Raw genomic sequence first — 20,310 nt, forward strand, 5'->3', positions numbered from 1 at the left:
GACGAAACATCAGGTGGGCTATATTCCGAAGGAATAGCGACTGCCCGAGGTCAGTTATCCTCGTGCTGCAGCGGTGATGTAACTTGGATCTGGGATGCCCGTTGCATTTTGACCTCATGACGATTCCAGAGCGCCAAACACAAGGTCGCCACGATGAAGAAAGCGAGCGCTGCCAGATGGATTTTGCCGATGCGGCGCGCGAAATAGGACGTGGCCTTGGCCTCGACAGCCTGGGCCATGGCCCTATTCCGCCTGTCGCCTTCGAGGAGATGCCGGACTATGCGTCCATGTGACCGATCCTGCGCGCGGAACCGATCATCGTCCTTCGGTTCTGCATTCAACGCATGACGCACAGCGCTAAAGAGCAGGATTACCAGCAACACCCAGAGCATCAGGAAGGACAGGCCAAAAAGCCGTTCGCTGAGGGTGGTCATATCCATCGCAGTCTCCGGGCTACAGAGCGATAATCGCCCCTGCATGATTTCAACCTCGGGGGCGCAACCGTCACTTGGGGTAACCTAAATAAGGATTCACGCGCCATGCCCATCGGGGATTGATGGATCGCGCAGCGGTCGGAGTTCCCCTTTGCGATCGGCTCCTCAACGCATTAAACCGGGTTTTGTTGGAGCGGAAGCGGCGGCTTGAATCGACCCGTTTCTGTCGATGAGCTAGTTCGTGGATTCCAGAAAGCTGCCGCTTAGCACAACAGAGCGATGCCAGCTTCGCGCTACCGGCGCTGTTCCGAGCCAGACAGCCCCTGCGGCGAGGCAGGTTTTCCGCTTATGGGGCTTATGCCGCACTTGGCCTTGGCAGCCTGCCACGCGCGTTGGAAGAAACGGATTTCTGTGGCGATGGTTTCGCGGAACGGATCGGTTTGGTTGAAGTAGTCGCGATCCAGACCGAGCTTTGCACCGTCTGCATCGCCCTTGTAATAGGTGCCGAACAAATGATCCCAGATCGGGAAATAATTGGCGAAATTCTTGTCGTGATGTTCCCGCACTCGGGAGTGATGGACGAAGTGGTCGCGTGGTGACTGGATCACGTATTTGCCAAACCAGCCATGCCAGGGAATGGCACTGTGCTTGACCAGACCAATGGCGTTAAAGGTGATGGTCACGACGGCGAACTCGGCCGTTGGCAGGCCAATAAGCAGCGCCGGAACGACCATAATGGCCATGTTTATGGCCTTCTCCAGCGGATGCTCCCGCGACGAAGTCAGCCCGTTGAACTCTTCCGCTGCGTGGTGAAATTCGTGCAGCCGCCATAGCACGGGCAGCCGGTGCATCAACCTATGCTGCCAATAGCTCAAGAAGTCTGTCAGCACTAGGAACAAGAGGATATGTGCCCAGCCTGGCAACCTCCGGCCAAGGTCCAGGTGGGGGGCATCCTGAGCCGCGCGGGTAATGGCATAGGACAGACCAAAAGATGCGAGCGCTGCAAATAGCGTAATCATTCCCGTCGCCTGAAGGACGAAATAGACGATGTCGGTAATTGTGGATTTGCTGCGTTCGAAGAAAACCCGACGGAACCCGGAATTGCCGAACCCCACATAAGTGAGTTCCACCGCGAAAACCGTCAGAACCAGGCCAATGGAAATGGCGAAACTGAGCGCCATTGCCTTACCATTAAGATAATAAGTATTGTAAAAAAAGCTTCCAAGCTTGTGCAGGCAGTATTCGACCAGCACCATGGCACTGCTCCAAACACGAACCCGTACAGCTTAGTCCTGACGATACGCTTTTGGCAGATTGCTCAAAGGACAATCGGGGCGTCCTTTTTATGTATACCAGTGGTCGAAGTGCAGTCCCGGGAGGCATGCAAGAGGGTAGAGGAGCACTGCGAAAAAATTTCAACTGGCCGAAAGGCTCATAATAAAGAACTATCATGACGGGAACAAAAGGCTATGTACGGTTCGATGCGCGTTAGCATAGGGATCGAGGGTAAGTTGATGCTGTGTCGGGTCACGCTGGATCCTCGCTGAACTCATCGCCTGCGCCACGCTGACGGCCATCGACGGCGACACGCCAAGCGCGATGGGCAAAACATGCGATTGCTGGGGGAAGGCGTTCCATTCGTCAGCGGCATCGACACGCCGGAGATCGGGAGCCACGCAAAGTGCCTCAAGGAACGGAAGCTGGCGTTGATTGCCAAGGGAAGGCTGAAAGAACTTTAGGCTAAAAAGGGATTGCGCGTCGTCTTCAGCGGCGCGGTGGACCGGACGCCATCGCACCGACCGCTCGTCAACATCTATCGACCGAATGGAAAGAGATCGGAGCCAAGATGCTCCGGGAGGGATTCGCCCGGACATGGAGCCCCGCTCAACGAAACGATTGGTGTGATTAATCCACGAAATACTTCGTGTTTGCGATCCTGCTTGATCAGGCGCGCTTCAGCCCTACCCTTCGCTTGCCAGGGAAATGAGGCTGTCATGATCCCATTGCCAATAGCACAGGCGCAGAACGTGCTGAATCACGCCGAAGTGGCCCTTTGCCAGCGGGTCTTCGATCACGTCGTATCGGTGAAGAAGATCACCTCGGACCCGCAGCGCCAGGACCTAGCCTCTCGGATCATTCAGTCCTATCAGCACGGCGTGAAGGATGAGGACAGTTTGTTGAGCCTACTTATCGATGTTCGATCGTAGAACCGGACCACCGACCCCACACCCCCTTCAATCTTGCCGGTCTTTGATCGTCTGGCGACGGATACCCAAGAAGCCGTTCGTACTCGGCTTCCGGAGCGCCGTAACAACCATCGGCAACATCGAGAAGAATCTGGCGGTCCAAAATCTTGACGTTTCCTCGCGTCGACTTGATGGCGCGCATGCCCTCCAGGATATGCAGATGGTCGGTGACCCCGGATCGCCTGACGCCAAGCATCAACGCCAAAAACTCGTGGGTAACAGGCATATCGTCCACGAGAAGACGGTCATGGCACATAAGCAGCCATCTCGCGAGACGCTGGTGCATGCTGTATCGGCCCGCCGCCAATGCCGAGTAAGCCAGTTGCAGCTCCCGCGTGTGGACATAGCGGAGAAACATTAGACGAGTTGCTTCGTCGCGCAGGAGGGGCAGGAAGCGGCTGGTGGGCAGTTCTAGCCCGACCCCTGAAATCTGCATGAAAGCGCGGTTTGGCATCCGATCGACGCCGAGCACCACCGGATATCCGCTCATCCCCTCGTATCCAATCTGACCTACCTCTATGCCTATTCCGTTCGAAGCCGCGGCCACCATTGAAGCCAGACCGCTCTCGATAAAACAAACGTGCTCAATGGCTTGATTAGGTTCAACTTACGAGCGGCGGACTGGAAGATCAACACGCTTCAGGTCTGATGCGATAAAATCAAAGGCCTCCTCTGGAAGCATTCGCAGCAACTTGTTCCTGGTATCTTTCTGCACAATTTTTGTCACAGCGTCGCCTCCGTGTGACTGCGTTGGCATAGTCATTTGCCGATTCAGTCCCGTTCGCCCTCGTAAACGCACGAGCGAGGAAATCGATACGGTTGTAATCCAAATTGCTAATATGCTCCGCCCAGCGGAACCTGCATGTGAAAACTTGGTTCGGCGACAAAATGCAGGGAATGCCAGCTGTAAGCCTGGCCTGTAAAATGCCTCGTTCTCAGTCGCCAACGTGCAGGTGATTGCCAGACGTGGGAGCGACTGGAGATGGGGAGTGCAGGCCGTTGTCGACCTACTATTTTCATATCAAACACGCTGATCACGTCGTGACTGATCCAGACGGTGAGACATTCCTGGACTTGGAAGCAGCAAGAGAAGAGGCCGGTGAAGCTCTCAGAGAGCTCGTTGGCAGGGCCATCCTATCCAATCAGAAAGAACTCCCGCAGGCGATCGAGATTCGAGACGCCCATGGTCAACTGGCTGCCGAAGTTCATATCGATGCGGCGATACCCCAGATCGCGCATCGAAACAGAGGTCGATAGCGCCGCTATCCCAATTATCAGTTGATCTTCAAGGGAATACCGATTGCGTCTGGACCGGTTTTGCGCCGTTCGTCCGTTGCTATCTCGCCCGCTCCTGGGCCGCGTCAGATTCATCCGCGAGGCGGCGCTTGGCGACGGCCTCGATCTAAGTCGATCGGCGGCCGAGGAAGCTCCCGTTTCATATTTGAGCGGCTGGTCAGGGCCAATAGGCAACGTCCTGATCGGCGCATTCCTCCGGGCTCAATTCATTCCCCAACTCGCGCCAGTAGATTGGAGCGATCTTGTCGCAGTAGGTCTTGGGGTCCAGCCCGAACGGCCTGCGGCCCAAGCGGCAGTGGAACCTTATGCGTTGAAAGAACCGTTCGCAGAATTCCTCTTTGGTCATGCAAATAAACTTCGCGGGGCCGAAGATCGTTTCAACTGGAGGTGCAGCAGCGCGGGACCTACCGGGCGGCCCCACACGCGCGATGTTCGGCACGGAGCATCTTCCCGGCCTTGCCGATGAAACGCGCTGACGGCCCCGTGGGCGGCAAGGCGGAGTATGCGGGCGTCATTGCAACCGATGTCGGCGGCGGTCGCAGCGTTCCAATTTGTAACGGTGCCTTCGACCTTTGGACCGACAGTTTTTCCGGCCGCCGGAGCTATCCGCTTATGTTTCTTGGAGTTTTTGGTGAGAGCGTCGGGGTTCGAACCCGAGACCTACTGATTAAAAGTCAGTTGCTCTACCGGCTGAGCTACGCTCTCCCTCTCCGCGGGTGTGAGGCACCCCGGCTGGAAGTGGGCGGAACATAGGCAGGTGACCGATTGCGGTCAACCGAAAAATTCGGCTTTTGCAAAGGTAGGTCACATTTCTCTGGCGCGCAAAGGCAGATTTCTCGCCCACGCAAAAAGGTGATTGGCAATCCCGCGCCTGCGACGCTAGGAACGGGACGCATATTGCAGCCGGAGAGAATGCGTGTCGATTGCCGATATTTCCCTGTGGAGCGCGTTGTTGGCAGGGGCGCTTTCCTTTCTTTCGCCCTGCGTGCTGCCCCTCGTCCCGCCCTATCTCTGCTATATGGCCGGCATATCGGTCGAGCAGTTCCGCGGCGGCGGCGCGGTGGCGGTCTCGCCCGATATCAGGCGCGGCGTGCTGTTTTCGGCGCTGCTCTTCACGCTCGGCTTTGCCACCGTCTTCGTGGCGCTCGGCGCCGGCGCTTCGAGCATCGGCATGGCGCTTCGCCAGCATCTCGACCTGCTCTCCAAGCTCGGCGGGCTTGTTATCATCGTCATGGGGCTGAATTTCCTCGGCCTCTTCCGAATCGGTCTGCTCGCCCGCGAGGCGCGCTTCCAGGCCGGCGGCAAGCCGGCGACGCTGACGGGCGCCTATATCATGGGCCTTGCCTTCGCCTTCGGCTGGACACCCTGCATCGGACCGGTACTCGGCGCCATCCTCGGCGTCGCCGCCTCGCGCGAGACGGTCGGCTCCGGCGCCGGGCTGCTGGCCATCTATTCGCTGGGTCTCGCGATCCCCTTCTGGATCGCAGCGGGCTTTTCCGGGGCCTTCATGCGCTTCCTGTCACGTTTCCGCCGCCATCTCGGTACCGTCGAGAAGGTGATGGGCGTCCTCCTGATCCTCACCGGCCTCGCCTTCCTGCTCGGCTGGGTCAGCGATGTGGCGATCTGGTTCCAGCAGACCTTTCCGATCCTGATGCAAATCGGCTAGAAGAGATTCTTCCCCGCCAACCATCCCGCGCAACCGGACTTTTCCTTGGCCGACATCATCAGCCTGCTGCTGCCGTTCTTCGGCCTGATCCTGATCGGTTATGCCGCCGCCAAGGCGACGAAGCAGCCGGCCGAAGCGCTCGGCTGGCTGAACACCTTCATCATTTATGCCGCCCTGCCCGCTTTGTTCTTCAAGCTCGTCTCGCGCACGCCGATCGAAGAACTGACGCGGATCGATTTCATCGTCACCGATATCGCCGCGACCTATGCGGTCTTCATCCTGCTCTTTGTTATCGGTCGTTTCGTGCGTGGCAATCCGCTTGATGAATGCACCATCCAGTCCTTTGCCGGCGCCTATGGCAATATCGGTTATATGGGGCCGGGGCTGGCACTGCTGGCGCTCGGCGAAGGCGCTGCAGTGCCGGTGGCGCTGATCATCTGCTTCGAGAACGCGCTGCATTTCATCGTGGCGCCGGCAGTGATGGCGGCAGCAGGCGACGACAAGCGTTCGGCTGGCCGGCTTGCCGCCGACATTGCTCGCAAGGTGGCGCTGCATCCCTTCATCCTGTCGACGGCGGCAGGCTTTGCGGTCGCCGCCTTCCACATCGATCAACCGCTGGCGTTCCAGCGGCTTGTCGACTATCTCGCCCAGGCTGCCGCACCCTGCGCCCTCTTCGCCATGGGCGTGACGCTGGCTCTGAGGCCGCTGAAGCGGATTCCGGCAGAAATCTCCTATATCGTGCCGGCGAAGCTGATCCTGCACCCGATCGCTGTTTTTGTCGCGCTGACCGCTGTCGGCGGTTTCGAGCCGGTCTGGATCCAGGCGGCCGTGCTGCTCGCCTGCCTGCCGACGGCCACCAATGTCTTCGTCATCGGCCAGCAATATGGCGTCTGGCAGGAACGCGCCTCGGCGACGATCCTGATCACGACCGTGCTTTCGGTGGCCAGCGTTTCGCTCTGGCTGATCGCGATCCGCTCAGGCCTTCTTCCGCTTCAGCTTTTCCTTTAAGCTATCGGGAATATCGCGGAATCCCCGGCCGGGCTCGATGCCCTCGCGCATCAGGAGGTTGCGCAGCGGCGGAATGGCCGAGAGAATATGCAGGCCGGCAGCGCGCAGCATCTGAACGGGGAGGAAATCCGAGAGCAGCGAGCGGTTGAGCAGATCGACGCTCGCCGTGCGCGTCATGATGTCGGCGCGGCGACGGCGGTCGAAGCTTTCGCCGGCATCGGCCGGCAGCGGCAATTCCGCCCGGTCGCAGAGGATATCGGTGAGCGCGATGATATCGCGCAGGCTGAGGTTCAGCCCCTGCGCCCCGATCGGCGGGAAAACATGGGCGGCCTCGCCGATCAGCGCGATGCGCCCTTTGCCGAAACGATGAGCCATCATGCCAGAGAGCGGCCAGACCTGCACACCTTCCTCAACGCTCACCTTGCCCAGCATGGACTGCATCTGGGTCTCAACGAGAGAGCCCAGTTCGGCCAGCGACAACTCCATGCGGGCGGCCGCGTCGGCGGGATCCTGCACCCAGACAAGGCTGGAGCGGCTACCCGGCAGCGGCACCTGGGTGAAAGGGCCGTGTTTGGTGTGGAATTCACTGGAGATATTTTGGTGCGGCAGCGAATGGGCGAAGTTCAGCACCATCGCCGATTGCGGGTAGGACCAGTTGCGCACGCCAATACCTGCCGCCTCGCGCAGCTTCGAGCCGCGGCCGTCGGCGCCAACGGCAAAATCGGCCGTCAGCACCTCGCCGCCGGCAAGCGTGAGCGACACTCGCTCGGCGGAGATGTCGATCGACTCGGCCATATCGGTGAAGCGGGTGATATTGCCCTCGCCGGCCGTGGCCGCTTCGAGGATATCGGTCAGCACCTTGTTGGGGAAATTATAGCCGAAGGCATCAAGACCGACCTCGGCGGCGCGGAAGGTGGTGGTTGGCGCGCGCAGCAGCCGGTCGGTGCCGTCGATGATTCGCATGCTGGTCAGCGGGGCTGCCGCCGACCTCAGTTTTTCCCAGAGCGTCAGGCGATCGAGGAAGCGGATCGACTGATCCATCAACGCCGTGGTGCGCTGGTCCTCCTTTGCAGCAACAGGAGCCACCAGAGCCACGCTGCGGCCGCCGCGGCCAAGCGCAATGGCGGCGATCATGCCGGCGAGCCCGCCACCGATCACCGCGATTTCGAATGTCTTCATGCTATATTCCGCCATCGTAAAACGGCGGACCCGTCGCTTATGCGGCCGGCTTCGCCTGACGGCGCCAACTATAGCCCTTGCCGGCTTCGGCGTCACGCACCGCCGGCTGATAATGATGGGGAATGGCGGGCAGACGATTTTCGGCGAGCCGCTTCAGCGCCGTGGCGTTGGTCACGGCAAAGCTGTCGATGCCAACGCGCAGCATCAGCGGCACCTGATCGATCAGCACGTCGCCGACGGCGCGCAGCTCGTTGCCGTAACCGAGCCGCTGGCGCAGCAGCGAGGCATGGCTGAAGGCGCGGCCGTCGTTGAAGGCGGGAAAGGCGACCGCCACGATTGCAAGGCGGTCGAGGTAGGGCTCAAGGCGGCGCACGTCGTCTGCCGGCTTTATCAGCACGCCGAGGCCGACATCATTGCTCTCGTCGGCCCTGGCGATCAGCTCGTCGAGGCCGAGCAGCGGCTTCTGCTCGCCTGTTGCCTTCACCTCATCGGTTTCGATCACCCAGGGATCGTTGTCGACAAAACCGGTTTCTCTCCAGATCTTCGTCATCATCCCCTCCTTATGCCGCTTCGGCGGCCGAGCCGTAGAGCGCATCCTTGAAAGGCTGCGGCCCGACGCGGCGATAGGCGGCGAGGAAGGTTTCGGACGGATCAAGCCGCAGGCCGAGATAGGTGTCGACGATCGTCTCGATCGCATCAGTCACCCGGTCCGGCTCGAAGCCGCGGCCGATGATTTCGCCGATCGAGGTATTTTCGTCGCCCGAACCGCCAAGCGTGATCTGGTAGAGTTCCGCGCCCTTCTTCTCGACACCGAGCAGGCCGATATGGCCGACATGGTGATGGCCGCAGGCATTGATGCAGCCGGAGATCTTGATCTTCAGTTCGCCGATCTCAGCCTGGCGTTCGGGATTGCCGAAACGGCGGGAGATTTCCTGCGCGACCGGAATGGAGCGCGCATTGGCAAGTGCGCAATAGTCCAGCCCCGGACAGGCAATAATGTCAGTGATCAGGCCGGCATTGGCTTCGGCCAGATTGATGGCGACAAGACCGCGATAGACCGCTTCGAGATCGGCCAACGCCACATGCGGCAGGATCAGGTTCTGCTCATGGCTGACGCGGATTTCGTCGAAGGCATATTCCTCGGCAAGATCGGCGACCGCATCCATCTGAGCGTCGGTGGCATCGCCCGGGATGCCGCCGATCGGCTTCAGCGAGATCGTCACCATGCCGTAATCGGGGTTCTTGTGCGGCTGCACATTCTGCTGGACCCAGCGGGCGAAAGCCGGATCGGCCTTCTTCCAGCGGGCGAGGTTTTCCCAGCCCTCGGCGCGGGCGGGTAGATCAGGCGGCGCGAAATAGGCGGCGATCGCCTGGACGTCCCTTTCCGGCAGCTTGAGTTCCGTATCCTTCAAGGCCGCGAATTCGGCCTCCACCTGGCGCGTTAGTTCCTCCGCACCGGTCTCATGCACGAGGATCTTGATGCGAGCCTTGTACTTGTTGTCGCGCCTTCCGTGCAGATTGTAAACGCGTACGATCGCCGTGGTGTAGGAGAGCAGGTCTTCCTCGGGCAGGAAGTCGCGGATCAGCTTGGCGATCATCGGCGTGCGGCCCTGGCCACCGCCGACATAGACGGCAAAGCCGATCTCGCCCTTGTCGTTCTTCTTCAGGTGCAGGCCGATATCATGGACTTGAATGGCGGCGCGGTCGCGCTCGGCGCCGGTCACGGCGATCTTGAACTTGCGCGGCAGGAAGGAGAATTCCGGATGAACGGACGACCACTGACGCAGGATTTCCGCATAGGGCCTGGGATCTGCGATCTCGTCGGCGGCAGCCCCGGCGAAGTGGTCGGCGGTAACGTTTCTGATGCAGTTGCCCGAGGTCTGCAGCGCATGCATCTCGACGCTTGCCAGATCGGCCAGCGCATCGGGAATGTCAGACAGCTTCGGCCAGTTGAACTGCAGGTTCTGGCGCGTGGTGAAGTGGCCATAGCCACGGTCATAGCTGCGGGCGATATGGGCGAGCATGCGCAGCTGGCGCGCGCTCAGCGTGCCGTAGGGAATGGCGATTCGCAGCATATAGGCATGAAGCTGCAGATAGACGCCGTTCATCAGGCGCAGCGGCTTGAACGCATCCTCGGCCAGCTCGCCGGAAAGGCGGCGCTGAACCTGGTCGCGGAACTGCTCGACGCGCTCGCTGACAAAGGCATGATCAAATTCGTCGTAACGGTACATCGTCTTCCTCAGACTGCAATGAATTCGGGATCGGCAGGAGCGTAGCCCGGTGCGTATTCCATGGTCGGCCCTTGCGCGCGGATGCGCTCGCGAAGGCGAAGCGGCCACAGAATGCCATTGGTTTCCTGAACGTCGACGACGGCCACGTCAACGACCTCATTATCGGCATAGGACTTTTTGCCAATGGCTTCCAATGCTTCGACGGCTTCGTTGTGACGGGCGACAAGCGCCTCCTGCAGCGAGGTCGACCATTTGCCGTTGGCATCCAGCCAGACGGCAATGCCGTCCGTCAGCCGGTTGGCGGTCAGGACCTTGTCACCCATATTCAGCTCCTTGCAAGTTCCTCAAGCCGGGCGTTCTCGCGCATCAGCGGCTCGGACAGTTCGAAATTGGCGCCGGCGACCGCATCGCCGATAATGACCATCACAGGGCCAGTCAGCTCGTCGCGGTGCTGCAGATCGGGCAGATCGGCGAGCGTGCCATGCAGCAGCCGGCGCTCGGTGCGGCTGGCATTCTCGATGACGGCAACCGTGGTCTCCGCGGGAATGCCGGCCTGCATCAGCCGCTCGGCGACCGAGGCGGCAACCGTGCGGCCCATGTAAACGGCGATCGTCGCGCCCGAGACGGCAAGGCTTGCCCAATCGGGCAGCACGTCGCCGGTGAGATCATGGCCTGTCGTGAAGACGAGCGAGGAGGCGACACCGCGCAGCGTCAGCGGCAGCTCGAAATCGGCAGCGGCAGCGAAGGCCGAGGTGATGCCGGGCACGACCTCATAGGTGACGCCGGCGGCGCGCAACGCGGCCATCTCTTCGCCTGCCCGGCCATAGACCAGCGGATCGCCCGACTTCAGGCGCACAACGCGCTTGCCCTGGCGGCCGAGTTCGACCAGCAGTTCATTGATCTCTTCCTGCGACTTCGAATGGCAGCCCTTGCGCTTGCCGACGGAAAGCCGCTCGGCATCGCGGCGGCCCATATCGACGATTGTCTGCGGCACGAGCGCATCGTAGACGATAACATCGGCTTCCATCATCACGCGCTGGGCGCGCAGCGTCAGCAGGTCCTCCGCCCCCGGACCGGCGCCGACAAGCCATACATGGCCGGCGACCTTGTCCACTGAACCCAGCAGCCGGTCGGCAGCGTGGCGGGCCTGCGGCAGGTTGCCGTTGGTGACTGCGTCGGCAACAGGGCCGGAGAAGAACCGGCGCCAGAACACCCGGCGGGAGACGCCACGCGGAACGATCTGTTCGACCGATTTGCGATAGCTCGTCGCCAGCGCGGCCAGGCGCCCGAGCGAAGGAGAGAGAAGTTGGTCGATCTGGGCGCGGATCATCTGCGCCAGCACCGGCCCTGCCCCTTCAGTGCCGATCGCAACGGCGACCGGAGCGCGATTGACGAGCGCCGGCGTGAAGAAATCGCAGTAATCGGGCTGATCGACGGCATTGGCCGGGATCTTCGCGGCACGCGCGGCGTCGACGATGCGGCGATCTTCGGCCTCATCGCCGGTGGCGGCAAAGACCAGGGCCGCACCCTCGACCTGGCCGGCGGAAAAGCCGGCGCGCACCGTCTCGATGCGATTGGCGATCAGGAAGGCATGATAATCGGCTTGCGGCCGGTCGGTATAGGCGACGATCCTTGCCCTTGTGTTCAAGAGCAGCCGCACCTTGGCGAAAGCCTCGTCGCCATTGCCGAAGACAGCCGTCTTCTGGCCTTCCACGCGAAAGAAGGCTGGAAATACCGAAAGCTGCTCAGTCTTGGGAGACATTACCAATCCACTTCGAAGTTGCCAGAATATGCCCGTGATCGACAAGCGATTGAAGGAACAGAAATCCGAAAGCCCCGGCAAGCGCGTATTCTTTTGCTCGCCTCATCGGCGATTTGAGAAAAGTCAACCGTGCTGACGACAACCACCTGTTCCCACTCTCTTTGTTGCGGTGCAGTGTAAAGCCTGTGACAAACAACGTCCACCGGCGTTTGCCGCATTTCGCTCGTGCCGCCAAGACGATAGACTGAAAGAAAAACCGGAGACATCAATGGCTGACAAGACCATCGCCGCCCGCCTGCTTTCGGTCATCGAGGACGATATCCTGCCGCTGACTGAACGCGGCGTCTCCTTGGGCAACAAGGTGTTCGGCGCGGCGATCCTGCGCAAATCCGATCTATCGCTCGTCGTCGCCGAGACCAATAACGAGCTCGACAATCCGCTCTGGCATGGCGAGGTGCATACGCTGAAGCGCTTCTACGAGCTTGGCGACAAGCCGGCGTCCAAGGAGCTGATCTTCCTGTCGACGCACGAACCCTGCACCATGTGCATGTCGGCGATCACCTGGGCGGGGTTCGACAATTTCTACTATTTCTTCAGCCACGAGGACTCGCGCGATGCCTTCGCCATTCCGCACGACCTGAAGATCCTGAAAGAGGTCTTCGGGCTTGAACCCGGCGGCTATCGCAGGCAGAACGCCTTCTGGAACAGTTTTGCCATCGCCGATCTGGTCGAGACCGAGGAGGTTTCTCGGAAAACGGCGCTGAAGGCGCAGACCGCCCGCATCAAGGCGCGCTACGACACGCTGTCTTCCACCTATCAATCGTCGAAGAACGACAACGACATTCCCCTGAACTGAGGCCGCCAACCGAGGCAACATGGAACCTTCGAAAGATATTTCGCGACTGATCGATATCATGGCAGCGCTACGCCATCCCGAGACCGGTTGCCCCTGGGACATCGAGCAGACCTTCGAAACGATCAAGCCCTATACGATCGAGGAAGCCTATGAGGTCTCCGACGCGATCGAGCGCGGCGATATGGACGATCTTTGCGACGAACTCGGCGACCTGTTGCTGCAGGTGGTCTTCCACGCCCGCATGGCCGAGGAAGCCGCCGAATTTTCCTTCGGCGACGTGGTCAACGCCATCACCACCAAAATGATCCGCCGCCACCCGCACGTCTTTGCCCGCTCGGCCGCCGATACACCTGATGCAGTGAAGATCCAATGGGACGAAATCAAACAGGCCGAAAAACGCGAGCGCGCCGAGCGCCGGGCCAGGCGCGGCATCACCGAGGATTTCAAGGGTGGCTTCCTTGGCTCGGTGCAGCGCAGTTTTCCGGCTCTGACCGAGGCGCTGAAGCTGCAGGAACGCGCCGCCAAAGTCGGCTTCGACTGGTCGGCCCCCGAGCCGATCCTCGACAAGATCGAGGAAGAGATCGGAGAATTAAGGGCGGCACTTCGCGACGGCGACCGCGCCAAGGTTAGCGACGAACTCGGCGACCTTATCTTCGCGGTCGTCAATATCGGCCGGCATGTCAAGGCTGACCCGGAACAGGCGCTGCGCGGCACGAACACAAAATTCCGTCGTCGCTTCAGTCATATAGAGAATGTTCTTGAAGCAGAAGGCGAGACGCTGGAGGATGCGACGCTGGAGCGGATGGAGGAAATCTGGCAGGCGGCCAAGGCGATCGAGCGGGCTGTGACGGCAGCCCCACCCTCCGTCATGCTCGGCCTTGAGCCGAGCATCCACACCGCATCCATCAGCGCCAGTGGCATGGATCCTCGGCTCAAGGCCGAGGATGACGGAGACTGAGGTTGCTTCTCGCTAAACTAGAGGCGGACTGAGGAGCAACGCATTGCCACGAGTCCCTTCTCCACAGCGGGGAGAAGATGCCGGCAGGCAGATGAGGGCGAGCGACGATAGGAGCGAGGCACCGAGCGCAAGCGAAGGGCAACAATGGATGTTCTGCCGTGTGGCCCCCTCATCCGACCCTTCGGGCCACCGCCTGGGGTCGAGCCGCGGGTCTCGACCCGTCCTTCGCGCCCCGCTGAGGAAAAGGGAAAAAGCCCGCCTTACCGCTCCCAATCCTCTTTAGCAGGCTTCGGGCCGTTGCCGATGCGTCGCTCGAGCTCCGCTGCCTCGGTTTCCGACAGGCGCAGATCAAGCGTGATCGAGCCGTCCTCATTGTCCTCGCGGCCATCGACGATCGCGTGGTCGTAAAGCCAGGGCAGCAGCGCCAGCTTGTCGACGGGAAGGCGGATCGTGGTTTCGGTCATCACGCCGGAGAGCCTACGGCTGATCTCTTCCATCAGCGTGTCGACGCCCTCGCCGCTGACGGCCGACACTGCGATGACGTTGCTGGCGCCGGCCGCCCTCTGCACCATGGCGTCGTGAACCTCAGGCTCCAGCCGGTCGATCTTGTTCCACACCTCGATCAGCCGCTTCTCCGCTTCGGCCTCGTCAATGCCGAGGTCGCCGAGAATGCGCATCACATCGGAGCTCTGCGCCTGGTTGTCGGGATCGGACATGTCGCGGACGTGCAGGATGAGGTCGGCTTCCAGCACCTCTTCCAGGGTGGCACGGAAGGCGGCGACGAGATGGGTCGGCAGGTCCGAGATGAAGCCGACTGTGTCGGACAGAATGACGGTGCGGCCATGCGGCAGCTTCATGCGGCGCAGCGTCGGGTCGAGCGTGGCAAAGAGCATGTCTTCGGCCAGCACGCCGGCGCCGGTAATGCGGTTGAAGAGAGTCGATTTGCCGGCATTGGTGTAACCGACGAGCGCCACGATCGGATGCGGCACCTTGCGTCGCTTCGCCCTGTGCAGCTGGCGGGTGCGCACGACCTGCTCCAGCTCGCGTTCGAGCTTGATGATGCGGTCCTGCAGCAGCCGCCGGTCGGCTTCGATCTGGGTTTCGCCGGGGCCACCCATGAAACCGCCACCGCCGCGCTGGCGTTCGAGGTGGGTCCAGCTGCGGACCAGCCGGCCCTTCTGATAATTCAGATGGGCCAGATCGACCTGCAGCGTGCCTTCCTTGGTGGAGGCGCGGCGCCCGAAGATTTCCAGGATCAGGCCCGTCCGGTCGATAACCTTGACGTTCCATTCCTTTTCGAGATTGCGCTGCTGCACCGGCGTCAGCGGATGGTCGACGATGACGAGACCGGAATCGCGCTCGTCGAGCAGCGCCTTGATCTCCTCGATCTTGCCGGTGCCGAGCAGCGTCGCCGGTCTCGGATCGTTGACCGGAACGATAGATCCGTTGACGACGTCGAGGTCGATCGCCTGGGCAAGGCCCGTCGCCTCTTCCAGCCGGCTTTCCGGGGTGCGGGTCGAGGCCGATTCGGTCTGGCCGCCGCGATTGCGCGATTTCAGAACCGGCACGACGACGGTCGCGCGCATATCGTCCCTGTGCTTGGCGGCCTCAGGGATGATCGAATCGTTCTTGGTATCGCGTGTCGAAATGACGGCTGATCCTGTTAGGACGCGGCTTCTTCACTCTCGAACATCTGCATCGGCTGACCGGGCATGATCGTCGAGATCGCATGTTTATACACGAGCTGCGAGTGGCCGTCACGGCGAAGCAGAACACAGAAATTATCGAAGGAAGTAACAACGCCGGTGAGTTTCACGCCGTTGATCAGAAAGATTGTCAGGGAAATCTTTTGCTTGCGAACAGTATTGAGAAATAAGTCCTGCAGATTCTGAGAACGTTCCGCCATCGCGCCGCTTCTTTCTTTATTGCCGACCCGAGTTGGCCGGTAGAATATCAATCAACCTCTCCATGCAAGACCGGCAGCACCCTCGTTCCGCCAGTCCAGCAAATCTTGGTATCAAATCGCAATCTTTTCCGCAACGTCGAAAAAGGCTTCGCGGATTTTCTGCGAGACACTGCCCGGATGGCCGTTGGCAATAGGCAGGCCATCGACGGAAACGACCGGAAAACAGATGCTTGTGGCTGCAGTGAGGAAGACCTCGCGGGCCGCGAGCATTTCGGAAACAGAGAAATTCCGCTCTGCGATCGGCAATCCGAGCTTGGCCGCGACATCGATCAAAGTGGTGCGGGTGATGCCGCGCAGGATGCCGTGTTCGGCCGGCCGAGTTATCAGCGTTCCATCCGAATCGACCATCCAGACATTGGTCGCCGCCCCTTCTTTTACCATGCCGTCGCCGTCGACATAGATCGCCTCCTGAGCGCCGGCTTCCTTGGCCTGCTGGCGGGCCATGGCATTCGGCAGCAGGCCGACGGATTTGATGTCAACGCGGTCCCAGCGGTTGTCGGTGACAGTGATCGCCTTGATGCCGTTGGCATTCTTGGCAGCGATGATCTTCGGATCGGTGCTCTTGGCGGTGATGACGAGCGAGGGCGGCGTGCCATCGGCCGGGAAGACATGGTCGCGGCGGGCGACACCGCGCGTCACCTGCAGGTAGAAGAGCCCGTTGCGTACATGGTTGCGGCGCAGCGTCTCGCGAATAACCTGCGTCAGTGCGGCCCGGCTCATCGGCCAGGCGATGCTGAGTTCCCCGAGCGAACGGTCGAGACGGTTCAGATGGCGGGTAAGGTCGACGATATAGCCGTGGCGGATCTCGCAGACCTCATAGACGCCGTCGGCGAATTGATAGCCGCGGTCCTCGATATGCACGCTCGCATCGGAATGCTTGACGTAACGGCCATTCACATAAGCGATTCTCGGCATGGGAAACTGATCTTCTGGGAAGCGATAGGGGGATACGGCGCGGCCTCTGCCGCGCCTGCTAGATCAAATAGTCGAGCATGATGTTGCCCGAAAACCGCTGACACTTTTCGGCATCGTGCTCTAGACACCAAGCGATTTCAGCTTGCGGTGCAGCGCGGAGCGCTCCATGCCGACGAACTCGGCGGTGCGCGAGATATTGCCGCCGAAGCGGTTGATCTGGGCGATCAGATAATCCTTCTCGAACATCTCGCGGGCTTCGCGCAGCGGCAGCGTCATGATGTGATAATCGTTCTTGGCCGAAACCTTGGGCAGCATGTCGCCGAGGTCGGTCGGCAGCATGTCGGCGGTGATCGGCGTATCGGGGCCGTCGGTGCGGGCAAGGATCATCAGCCGCTCGATATTGTTGCGCAACTGGCGGATGTTGCCCGGCCAGTCATGCGCCTGCAGCACCGCCATGGCATCGTCGCCGATGCGGCGCGGACGAATGCCGGCCTGCTCGGAAATCTGGCGCATCAGCTGATCGACGAGGAAGGGAATGTCCTCGCGCCGCTCGGCAAGCTGTGGTACGCGCACCGGCACGACGGCCAGGCGATGATAGAGATCCTCGCGGAACCAGCCTTCAGCAATGCGGCTTTCGAGATTATAGGCGGTCGAGGAAATGATGCGGACGTCGACCTTGACGCGCTTCGATCCGCCGACCCGCTCGAACTGCTGATCGACAAGCACACGCAGGATCTTGTTCTGGGTCTCGCGCGGCATCTCGCCGACCTCGTCGAGATAGAGGATGCCGCGATGGGCCTCCTCGAGTGCGCCGATCTTGCGCGCCTGGCCGGGCGTGCCTTCGGTGCCGAAGAGCGCCACTTCCATGCGATCGGGCGTGATGTTGGCGGCGTTGAGCGCGACAAACGGCCCGTTGGCGCGGGCCGACTTTTTGTGGATCATTCGCGCTACCAGCTCCTTGCCGGAACCGGACGCGCCGAGGATCATGATGCGGCTGTTGGTCGGCGACACTTTCTCGATCGTCTGGCGCAGCTGCGAGACGGCGACCGAGGTGCCGATCAGCTCCAGGGCGTCGCCGGTGCGCCGCTTCAGCTCGGAAACCTCGCGCTTGAGCTTTGAATTTTCCAGAGCGCGTTCGGCGATCAGGATCAGCCGGTCGGCCTTGAAGGGCTTTTCGATGAAATCGAAAGCACCGCGCTTGATTGCCGAGACCGCGGTTTCGATGTTGCCGTGGCCTGAGATCATCACGACGGGGAGATCGGGATGACGGGTCTTGATCTCGTCGAGCAGCGATAGGCCGTCCAGCTTGCTGCCCTGCATCCAGATATCGAGGAAGATCAGCCGCGGCACGCGATCTGATATCGCCGCCAGTGCGCTGTCGCTGTCATGGGCCGTGCGTGTCTCATGGCCCTCGTCGGAGAGAATGCCGGAAACGATCTCGCGAATATCGTGCTCGTCATCGACGACGAGAATATCAGAGGCCATAAGCGCTTTCCTTGTCATTGGCTGCGGGAGCGGAGGGCGCTGGCTCCAGGCGTGGCAGATGCACGCGGATCATGGCCCCTCTTCCCCGGTCAAAATCGGCGGGCGCATCGTGCAGCTCGAGCTGCCCGCCATGTTCCTCGATGATCTTCTTGACGATGGCGAGGCCGAGCCCGGTGCCCTTCTCGCGCATCGTCATATAGGGCTCCAGGATGCTGTGACGGTTTTCCACCGGCAGGCCGCGGCCATTGTCGATGACGTCTACGGTGAAACGGTCGCGGGCCGCATCGAGCGCGGCGCGCACGAGGACCTTGCGCTCGTCGCGCTCGTCGCTCGGAACGGCTTCCAGCGATTCCACGGCATTCTTGATGAGGTTTCCGAAAGCCTGGCCGAGCATGCGACTGTCGAACAGGCCCTCCAGCGGCTTATCGCCGAACTCCGAGAGGAAGGTGACGTGATGATTGCCCATCTCGCGCAGGAAGATCGCGTCGCGCAGGATGTCGCGCAGGTCGCTCGGCTCCTTGGTTGGCTTCGGCATGCGGGCGAAAGCGGAGAATTCGTCGACCATACGGCCGATATCGCCGACCTGGCGGATGATCGTATCGGTGCACTGATCGAAGACGGTGCGGTCGTCCTGGTTGATCTGCTTGCCGTAGCGGCGCTGGATGCGCTCGGCGGACAGCTGGATCGGCGTCAGCGGATTCTTGATCTCGTGGGCAATGCGCCTCGCCACGTCGCCCCAGGCCGTCGAGCGCTGGGCGATGACGAGATCGGTGATATCGTCGAGCGTGATCACGTAGGATTCGCTCATATCGCGCACTTCTTCGCGGGTGACCTGCACGCTCAGCGTTCTCACCGTGCCGCCGCGCACCAGGGCGATCTGCTTGCGGAAATCGCCGCGATGGCGCACCGCCGCCTCGGTCAGCACCTGGTCGACCTCGGGCGCGATGTCGGTCAGCTGTTTGCCGAGCATCTCGTCGGCCGACAGCGACATCAGCGTCTCGGCCGAACTGTTGACGATGGCGATGCGGCGATCCTGTTCGACGCCGATGACGGCGGCGGTAACGCCGGACAAAACCGCTTCGATGAAGCGCCGGCGGTCGTCGACCTCGTCCTTGGCCTCGAGGATCTCGTCGCGCTGGGTGCGGATTTCCGAGATCATCTTGTTGAAGGTGCGCGACAGATTGGCGACGTCGCCATCGACGGCATGCACCGGCACGACGATATCCATATTGCCCGATGCAACGCTGTCGGCCGCGGTGATCAGCAGGCGGATCGGCCGGACGATGCGGTCGGCGACGGCAATTGCCGTCCAGATCGCCGCAAGCAACACGATCAGCGCGAAGCCGATATAGAGCACGGCGAAGGCGATCTGCAGCGAGAAGCGGTTGGCTTCCATCGAGCGATATTCGGTGGCGTTCTCTTCCATCATGCGCATGGCGCCCATGACCTTGGGATCGACCGCGCGCACCGTATAGAGAAACGTGCCCTGGATGGCGTCAAGCTTGATGATGGCGCCGACGAGGTTGGTGACGCCGGGCGGGATCAGGGTCGGCTGGCCGGCCGCCGCCTTTTGCAACGCGTCCTGCGGAATGGCCGGTAACGGCTTTTCCGTGGCGATATCGGCCTGGACGACCACCGAACCGTCGCTTTCGACAAGGAAGGCGCCGAGCAGGCCGCGGCCCCTTGCCTGGCGCGTCATCAGTTCGGCGAATCCCGTCCTGTCGAGACTGTAGAGAGCGCGGTTGCGCTCCAGGTCGTTGGCCATGGAGACCGTCTGCCCCTGCAGGTAGCTGGCGTTCTCCATCATATAGGCCTGGCCGATATTGCGCGACGAGCTGACGATCGACTGGGTGCGCAGCGCAAACCAGCGATCGAGGCCGGCATTCAGCGTGATGCTGGCGAAGATGGCGACGAGAATCGCCGGCGTGATCGCGACGATCGAGAAGAGCACGACGATACGGATATGCAGGCGCGCGGCCGCCCGGCCCCGTGTGCGCGCCTTGAGCAGCCTTGCCACCTCGCGGGCGATCAGCGCCAGCAGCGTCAGGACGAAGAAGGAATTGACGATCACCGAAGTGACGACGACATGAGAGGTCGGCGCGATGGGCGTCAGGCCGAGCAGTATGAAGAGTGTAATCGTGGCGCAGAGCAGCGCGCCGCCGGCGAGCACGAGGCCAGGCACGGCGAAAAGGGCGCGGCGATCGGTCACCGTCGTCACCGTCTCGCCCGCCGCCGCCGGCGCTACCCCATCCTGCGTCATTCGGCCTCTCTTCAGACGGCACCCCGCCGTCCCGCCACCCGATCGAAA

At 61.3% G+C, this 20,310-nt stretch carries 18 protein-coding genes, 1 tRNA gene and 2 pseudogenes; 7 read left to right on the plus strand and 14 right to left on the minus strand.

Annotated features, from left to right (window positions below; all coding sequences use genetic code 11):
- Positions 1 to 50: 50 nt before the first annotated feature.
- Together CO660_RS09950 and CO660_RS09955 are read right to left on the minus strand one after the other, a co-directional pair.
- The gene (locus tag CO660_RS09950; RefSeq protein ID WP_097598569.1) at positions 51 to 440 is read right to left on the minus strand and encodes a hypothetical protein; all 390 of its coding nucleotides are present in this window, start codon (positions 438 to 440) and stop codon (positions 51 to 53) included.
- A gap of 287 nt (positions 441 to 727) precedes the next feature.
- A complete protein-coding gene (locus CO660_RS09955) occupies positions 728 to 1,690 on the minus strand; it encodes a sterol desaturase family protein (protein ID WP_097598570.1) in 963 nt (320 codons plus the stop codon).
- Between the two features lie 280 nt (positions 1,691 to 1,970).
- Between CO660_RS09955 and CO660_RS33770 the strand changes: the two are divergent.
- Both CO660_RS33770 and CO660_RS09965 read left to right on the plus strand, forming a co-directional pair.
- Positions 1,971 to 2,343: pseudogene (locus CO660_RS33770) on the plus strand (thermonuclease family protein).
- A gap of 85 nt (positions 2,344 to 2,428) precedes the next feature.
- The gene (locus CO660_RS09965; protein WP_097598571.1) at positions 2,429 to 2,641 is read left to right on the plus strand and encodes a hypothetical protein; all 213 of its coding nucleotides are present in this window, start codon (positions 2,429 to 2,431) and stop codon (positions 2,639 to 2,641) included.
- On the opposite strand, the gene CO660_RS09970 is transcribed toward CO660_RS09965, so the two are convergent.
- Complete coding sequence (locus CO660_RS09970; protein WP_245421314.1) at positions 2,622 to 3,269, minus strand: Crp/Fnr family transcriptional regulator; 648 nt, start codon at positions 3,267 to 3,269, stop codon at positions 2,622 to 2,624. The two genes, CO660_RS09965 and CO660_RS09970, sit on opposite strands and share 20 nt — an antisense overlap.
- A gap of 410 nt (positions 3,270 to 3,679) precedes the next feature.
- On the opposite strand from CO660_RS09970, the gene CO660_RS32745 reads away from it, so the two are divergent.
- Positions 3,680 to 3,937 (plus strand): hypothetical protein, encoded by a 258-nt coding sequence (locus CO660_RS32745; protein WP_141504827.1) that lies wholly within the window; start codon positions 3,680 to 3,682, stop codon positions 3,935 to 3,937.
- 668 nt (positions 3,938 to 4,605) lie between these two features.
- On the opposite strand, the gene CO660_RS09980 is transcribed toward CO660_RS32745, so the two are convergent.
- A tRNA-Lys gene (locus CO660_RS09980) sits at positions 4,606 to 4,681 on the minus strand.
- A 211-nt stretch (positions 4,682 to 4,892) separates the two neighbouring features.
- Here CO660_RS09980 and CO660_RS09985 point away from each other — a divergent pair.
- Together CO660_RS09985 and CO660_RS09990 are read left to right on the plus strand one after the other, a co-directional pair.
- Complete coding sequence (locus CO660_RS09985; protein ID WP_097598572.1) at positions 4,893 to 5,642, plus strand: cytochrome c biogenesis CcdA family protein; 750 nt, start codon at positions 4,893 to 4,895, stop codon at positions 5,640 to 5,642.
- Positions 5,643 to 5,687: 45 nt separating this feature from the next.
- Positions 5,688 to 6,650, plus strand: coding sequence for an AEC family transporter (locus CO660_RS09990; protein ID WP_097598573.1), 963 nt, complete (start codon positions 5,688 to 5,690; stop codon positions 6,648 to 6,650).
- Here the strand turns inward: CO660_RS09990 and CO660_RS09995 are convergent.
- The 5 genes from CO660_RS09995 to cysG are packed head-to-tail and all read right to left on the minus strand — an operon-like array spanning position 6,618 to position 11,822.
- Entirely contained in the window at positions 6,618 to 7,829 is a 1,212-nt protein-coding gene (locus CO660_RS09995) for a UbiH/UbiF family hydroxylase (RefSeq protein ID WP_097598574.1), read from the minus strand. The genes CO660_RS09990 and CO660_RS09995 overlap by 33 nt on opposite strands.
- 37 nt (positions 7,830 to 7,866) lie before the next feature.
- A complete protein-coding gene (locus CO660_RS10000) occupies positions 7,867 to 8,379 on the minus strand; it encodes a DUF934 domain-containing protein (RefSeq protein ID WP_085778081.1) in 513 nt (170 codons plus the stop codon).
- A gap of 10 nt (positions 8,380 to 8,389) precedes the next feature.
- The gene (locus CO660_RS10005; RefSeq protein ID WP_097598575.1) at positions 8,390 to 10,060 is read right to left on the minus strand and encodes a nitrite/sulfite reductase; all 1,671 of its coding nucleotides are present in this window, start codon (positions 10,058 to 10,060) and stop codon (positions 8,390 to 8,392) included.
- An 8-nt stretch (positions 10,061 to 10,068) separates the two neighbouring features.
- Entirely contained in the window at positions 10,069 to 10,383 is a 315-nt protein-coding gene (locus CO660_RS10010; protein ID WP_010014500.1) for a DUF2849 domain-containing protein, read from the minus strand.
- Between the two features lie 2 nt (positions 10,384 to 10,385).
- Entirely contained in the window at positions 10,386 to 11,822 is a 1,437-nt protein-coding gene (cysG, locus tag CO660_RS10015) for a siroheme synthase CysG (protein ID WP_097598576.1), read from the minus strand.
- 268 nt (positions 11,823 to 12,090) lie between these two features.
- Here cysG and CO660_RS10020 point away from each other — a divergent pair, with 268 nt between their 5' ends.
- Both CO660_RS10020 and mazG read left to right on the plus strand, forming a co-directional pair.
- Complete coding sequence (locus CO660_RS10020) at positions 12,091 to 12,678, plus strand: nucleoside deaminase (protein WP_097598577.1); 588 nt, start codon at positions 12,091 to 12,093, stop codon at positions 12,676 to 12,678.
- A 19-nt stretch (positions 12,679 to 12,697) separates the two neighbouring features.
- Positions 12,698 to 13,531, plus strand: a pseudogene (gene mazG / locus CO660_RS10025) (nucleoside triphosphate pyrophosphohydrolase); the annotation flags it as partial.
- A 365-nt stretch (positions 13,532 to 13,896) separates the two neighbouring features.
- On the opposite strand, the gene hflX reads toward mazG, so the two are convergent.
- The 5 genes from hflX to CO660_RS10050 all read right to left on the minus strand — a co-directional run bounded on the left by hflX (position 13,897) and on the right by CO660_RS10050 (position 20,262).
- On the minus strand, positions 13,897 to 15,222 hold the full coding sequence (gene hflX, locus CO660_RS10030) for a GTPase HflX (protein WP_097598578.1): 1,326 nt from the start codon (positions 15,220 to 15,222) through the stop codon (positions 13,897 to 13,899).
- Between the two features lie 77 nt (positions 15,223 to 15,299).
- A complete protein-coding gene (gene hfq / locus CO660_RS10035; RefSeq protein ID WP_003539403.1) occupies positions 15,300 to 15,542 on the minus strand; it encodes an RNA chaperone Hfq in 243 nt (80 codons plus the stop codon).
- A 111-nt stretch (positions 15,543 to 15,653) separates the two neighbouring features.
- Positions 15,654 to 16,517 carry a D-amino-acid transaminase gene (locus tag CO660_RS10040; protein WP_097598579.1) on the minus strand — a complete coding sequence of 288 codons (864 nt, stop codon included), beginning with the start codon at positions 16,515 to 16,517 and terminating at the stop codon, positions 15,654 to 15,656.
- Between the two features lie 120 nt (positions 16,518 to 16,637).
- Entirely contained in the window at positions 16,638 to 18,002 is a 1,365-nt protein-coding gene (locus tag CO660_RS10045; protein WP_011425228.1) for a sigma-54 dependent transcriptional regulator, read from the minus strand.
- Positions 17,992 to 20,262: a PAS domain-containing sensor histidine kinase gene (locus CO660_RS10050; protein ID WP_097598580.1), complete on the minus strand. Its 2,271-nt coding sequence runs from the start codon at positions 20,260 to 20,262 to the stop codon at positions 17,992 to 17,994. Before CO660_RS10050 ends, CO660_RS10045 begins: the two co-directional genes overlap by 11 nt.
- Between the last annotated feature and the right edge of the window lie 48 nt (positions 20,263 to 20,310).

The organism is Rhizobium sp. L9 (assembly GCF_002531885.1).
Lineage (GTDB): Bacteria > Pseudomonadota > Alphaproteobacteria > Rhizobiales > Rhizobiaceae > Rhizobium.

Coding starts and splice junctions, on each gene's coding strand:
- CO660_RS09950 (WP_097598569.1), bottom strand. CDS start 440: ATGGATATGACCACCCTCAGCGAACGGCTTTTTGGCCTGTCCTTCCTG.
- CO660_RS09955 (WP_097598570.1), bottom strand. CDS start 1,690: ATGGTGCTGGTCGAATACTGCCTGCACAAGCTTGGAAGCTTTTTTTAC.
- CO660_RS09965 (WP_097598571.1), top strand. CDS start 2,429: ATGATCCCATTGCCAATAGCACAGGCGCAGAACGTGCTGAATCACGCC.
- CO660_RS09995 (WP_097598574.1), bottom strand. CDS start 7,829: ATGAAGACATTCGAAATCGCGGTGATCGGTGGCGGGCTCGCCGGCATG.
- CO660_RS10000 (WP_085778081.1), bottom strand. CDS start 8,379: ATGACGAAGATCTGGAGAGAAACCGGTTTTGTCGACAACGATCCCTGG.
- CO660_RS10005 (WP_097598575.1), bottom strand. CDS start 10,060: ATGTACCGTTACGACGAATTTGATCATGCCTTTGTCAGCGAGCGCGTC.
- CO660_RS10010 (WP_010014500.1), bottom strand. CDS start 10,383: ATGGGTGACAAGGTCCTGACCGCCAACCGGCTGACGGACGGCATTGCC.
- cysG (WP_097598576.1), bottom strand. CDS start 11,822: ATGTCTCCCAAGACTGAGCAGCTTTCGGTATTTCCAGCCTTCTTTCGC.
- CO660_RS10020 (WP_097598577.1), top strand. CDS start 12,091: ATGGCTGACAAGACCATCGCCGCCCGCCTGCTTTCGGTCATCGAGGAC.
- hflX (WP_097598578.1), bottom strand. CDS start 15,222: ATGCGCGCGACCGTCGTCGTGCCGGTTCTGAAATCGCGCAATCGCGGC.
- hfq (WP_003539403.1), bottom strand. CDS start 15,542: ATGGCGGAACGTTCTCAGAATCTGCAGGACTTATTTCTCAATACTGTT.
- CO660_RS10040 (WP_097598579.1), bottom strand. CDS start 16,517: ATGCCGAGAATCGCTTATGTGAATGGCCGTTACGTCAAGCATTCCGAT.
- CO660_RS10045 (WP_011425228.1), bottom strand. CDS start 18,002: ATGGCCTCTGATATTCTCGTCGTCGATGACGAGCACGATATTCGCGAG.
- CO660_RS10050 (WP_097598580.1), bottom strand. CDS start 20,262: ATGACGCAGGATGGGGTAGCGCCGGCGGCGGCGGGCGAGACGGTGACG.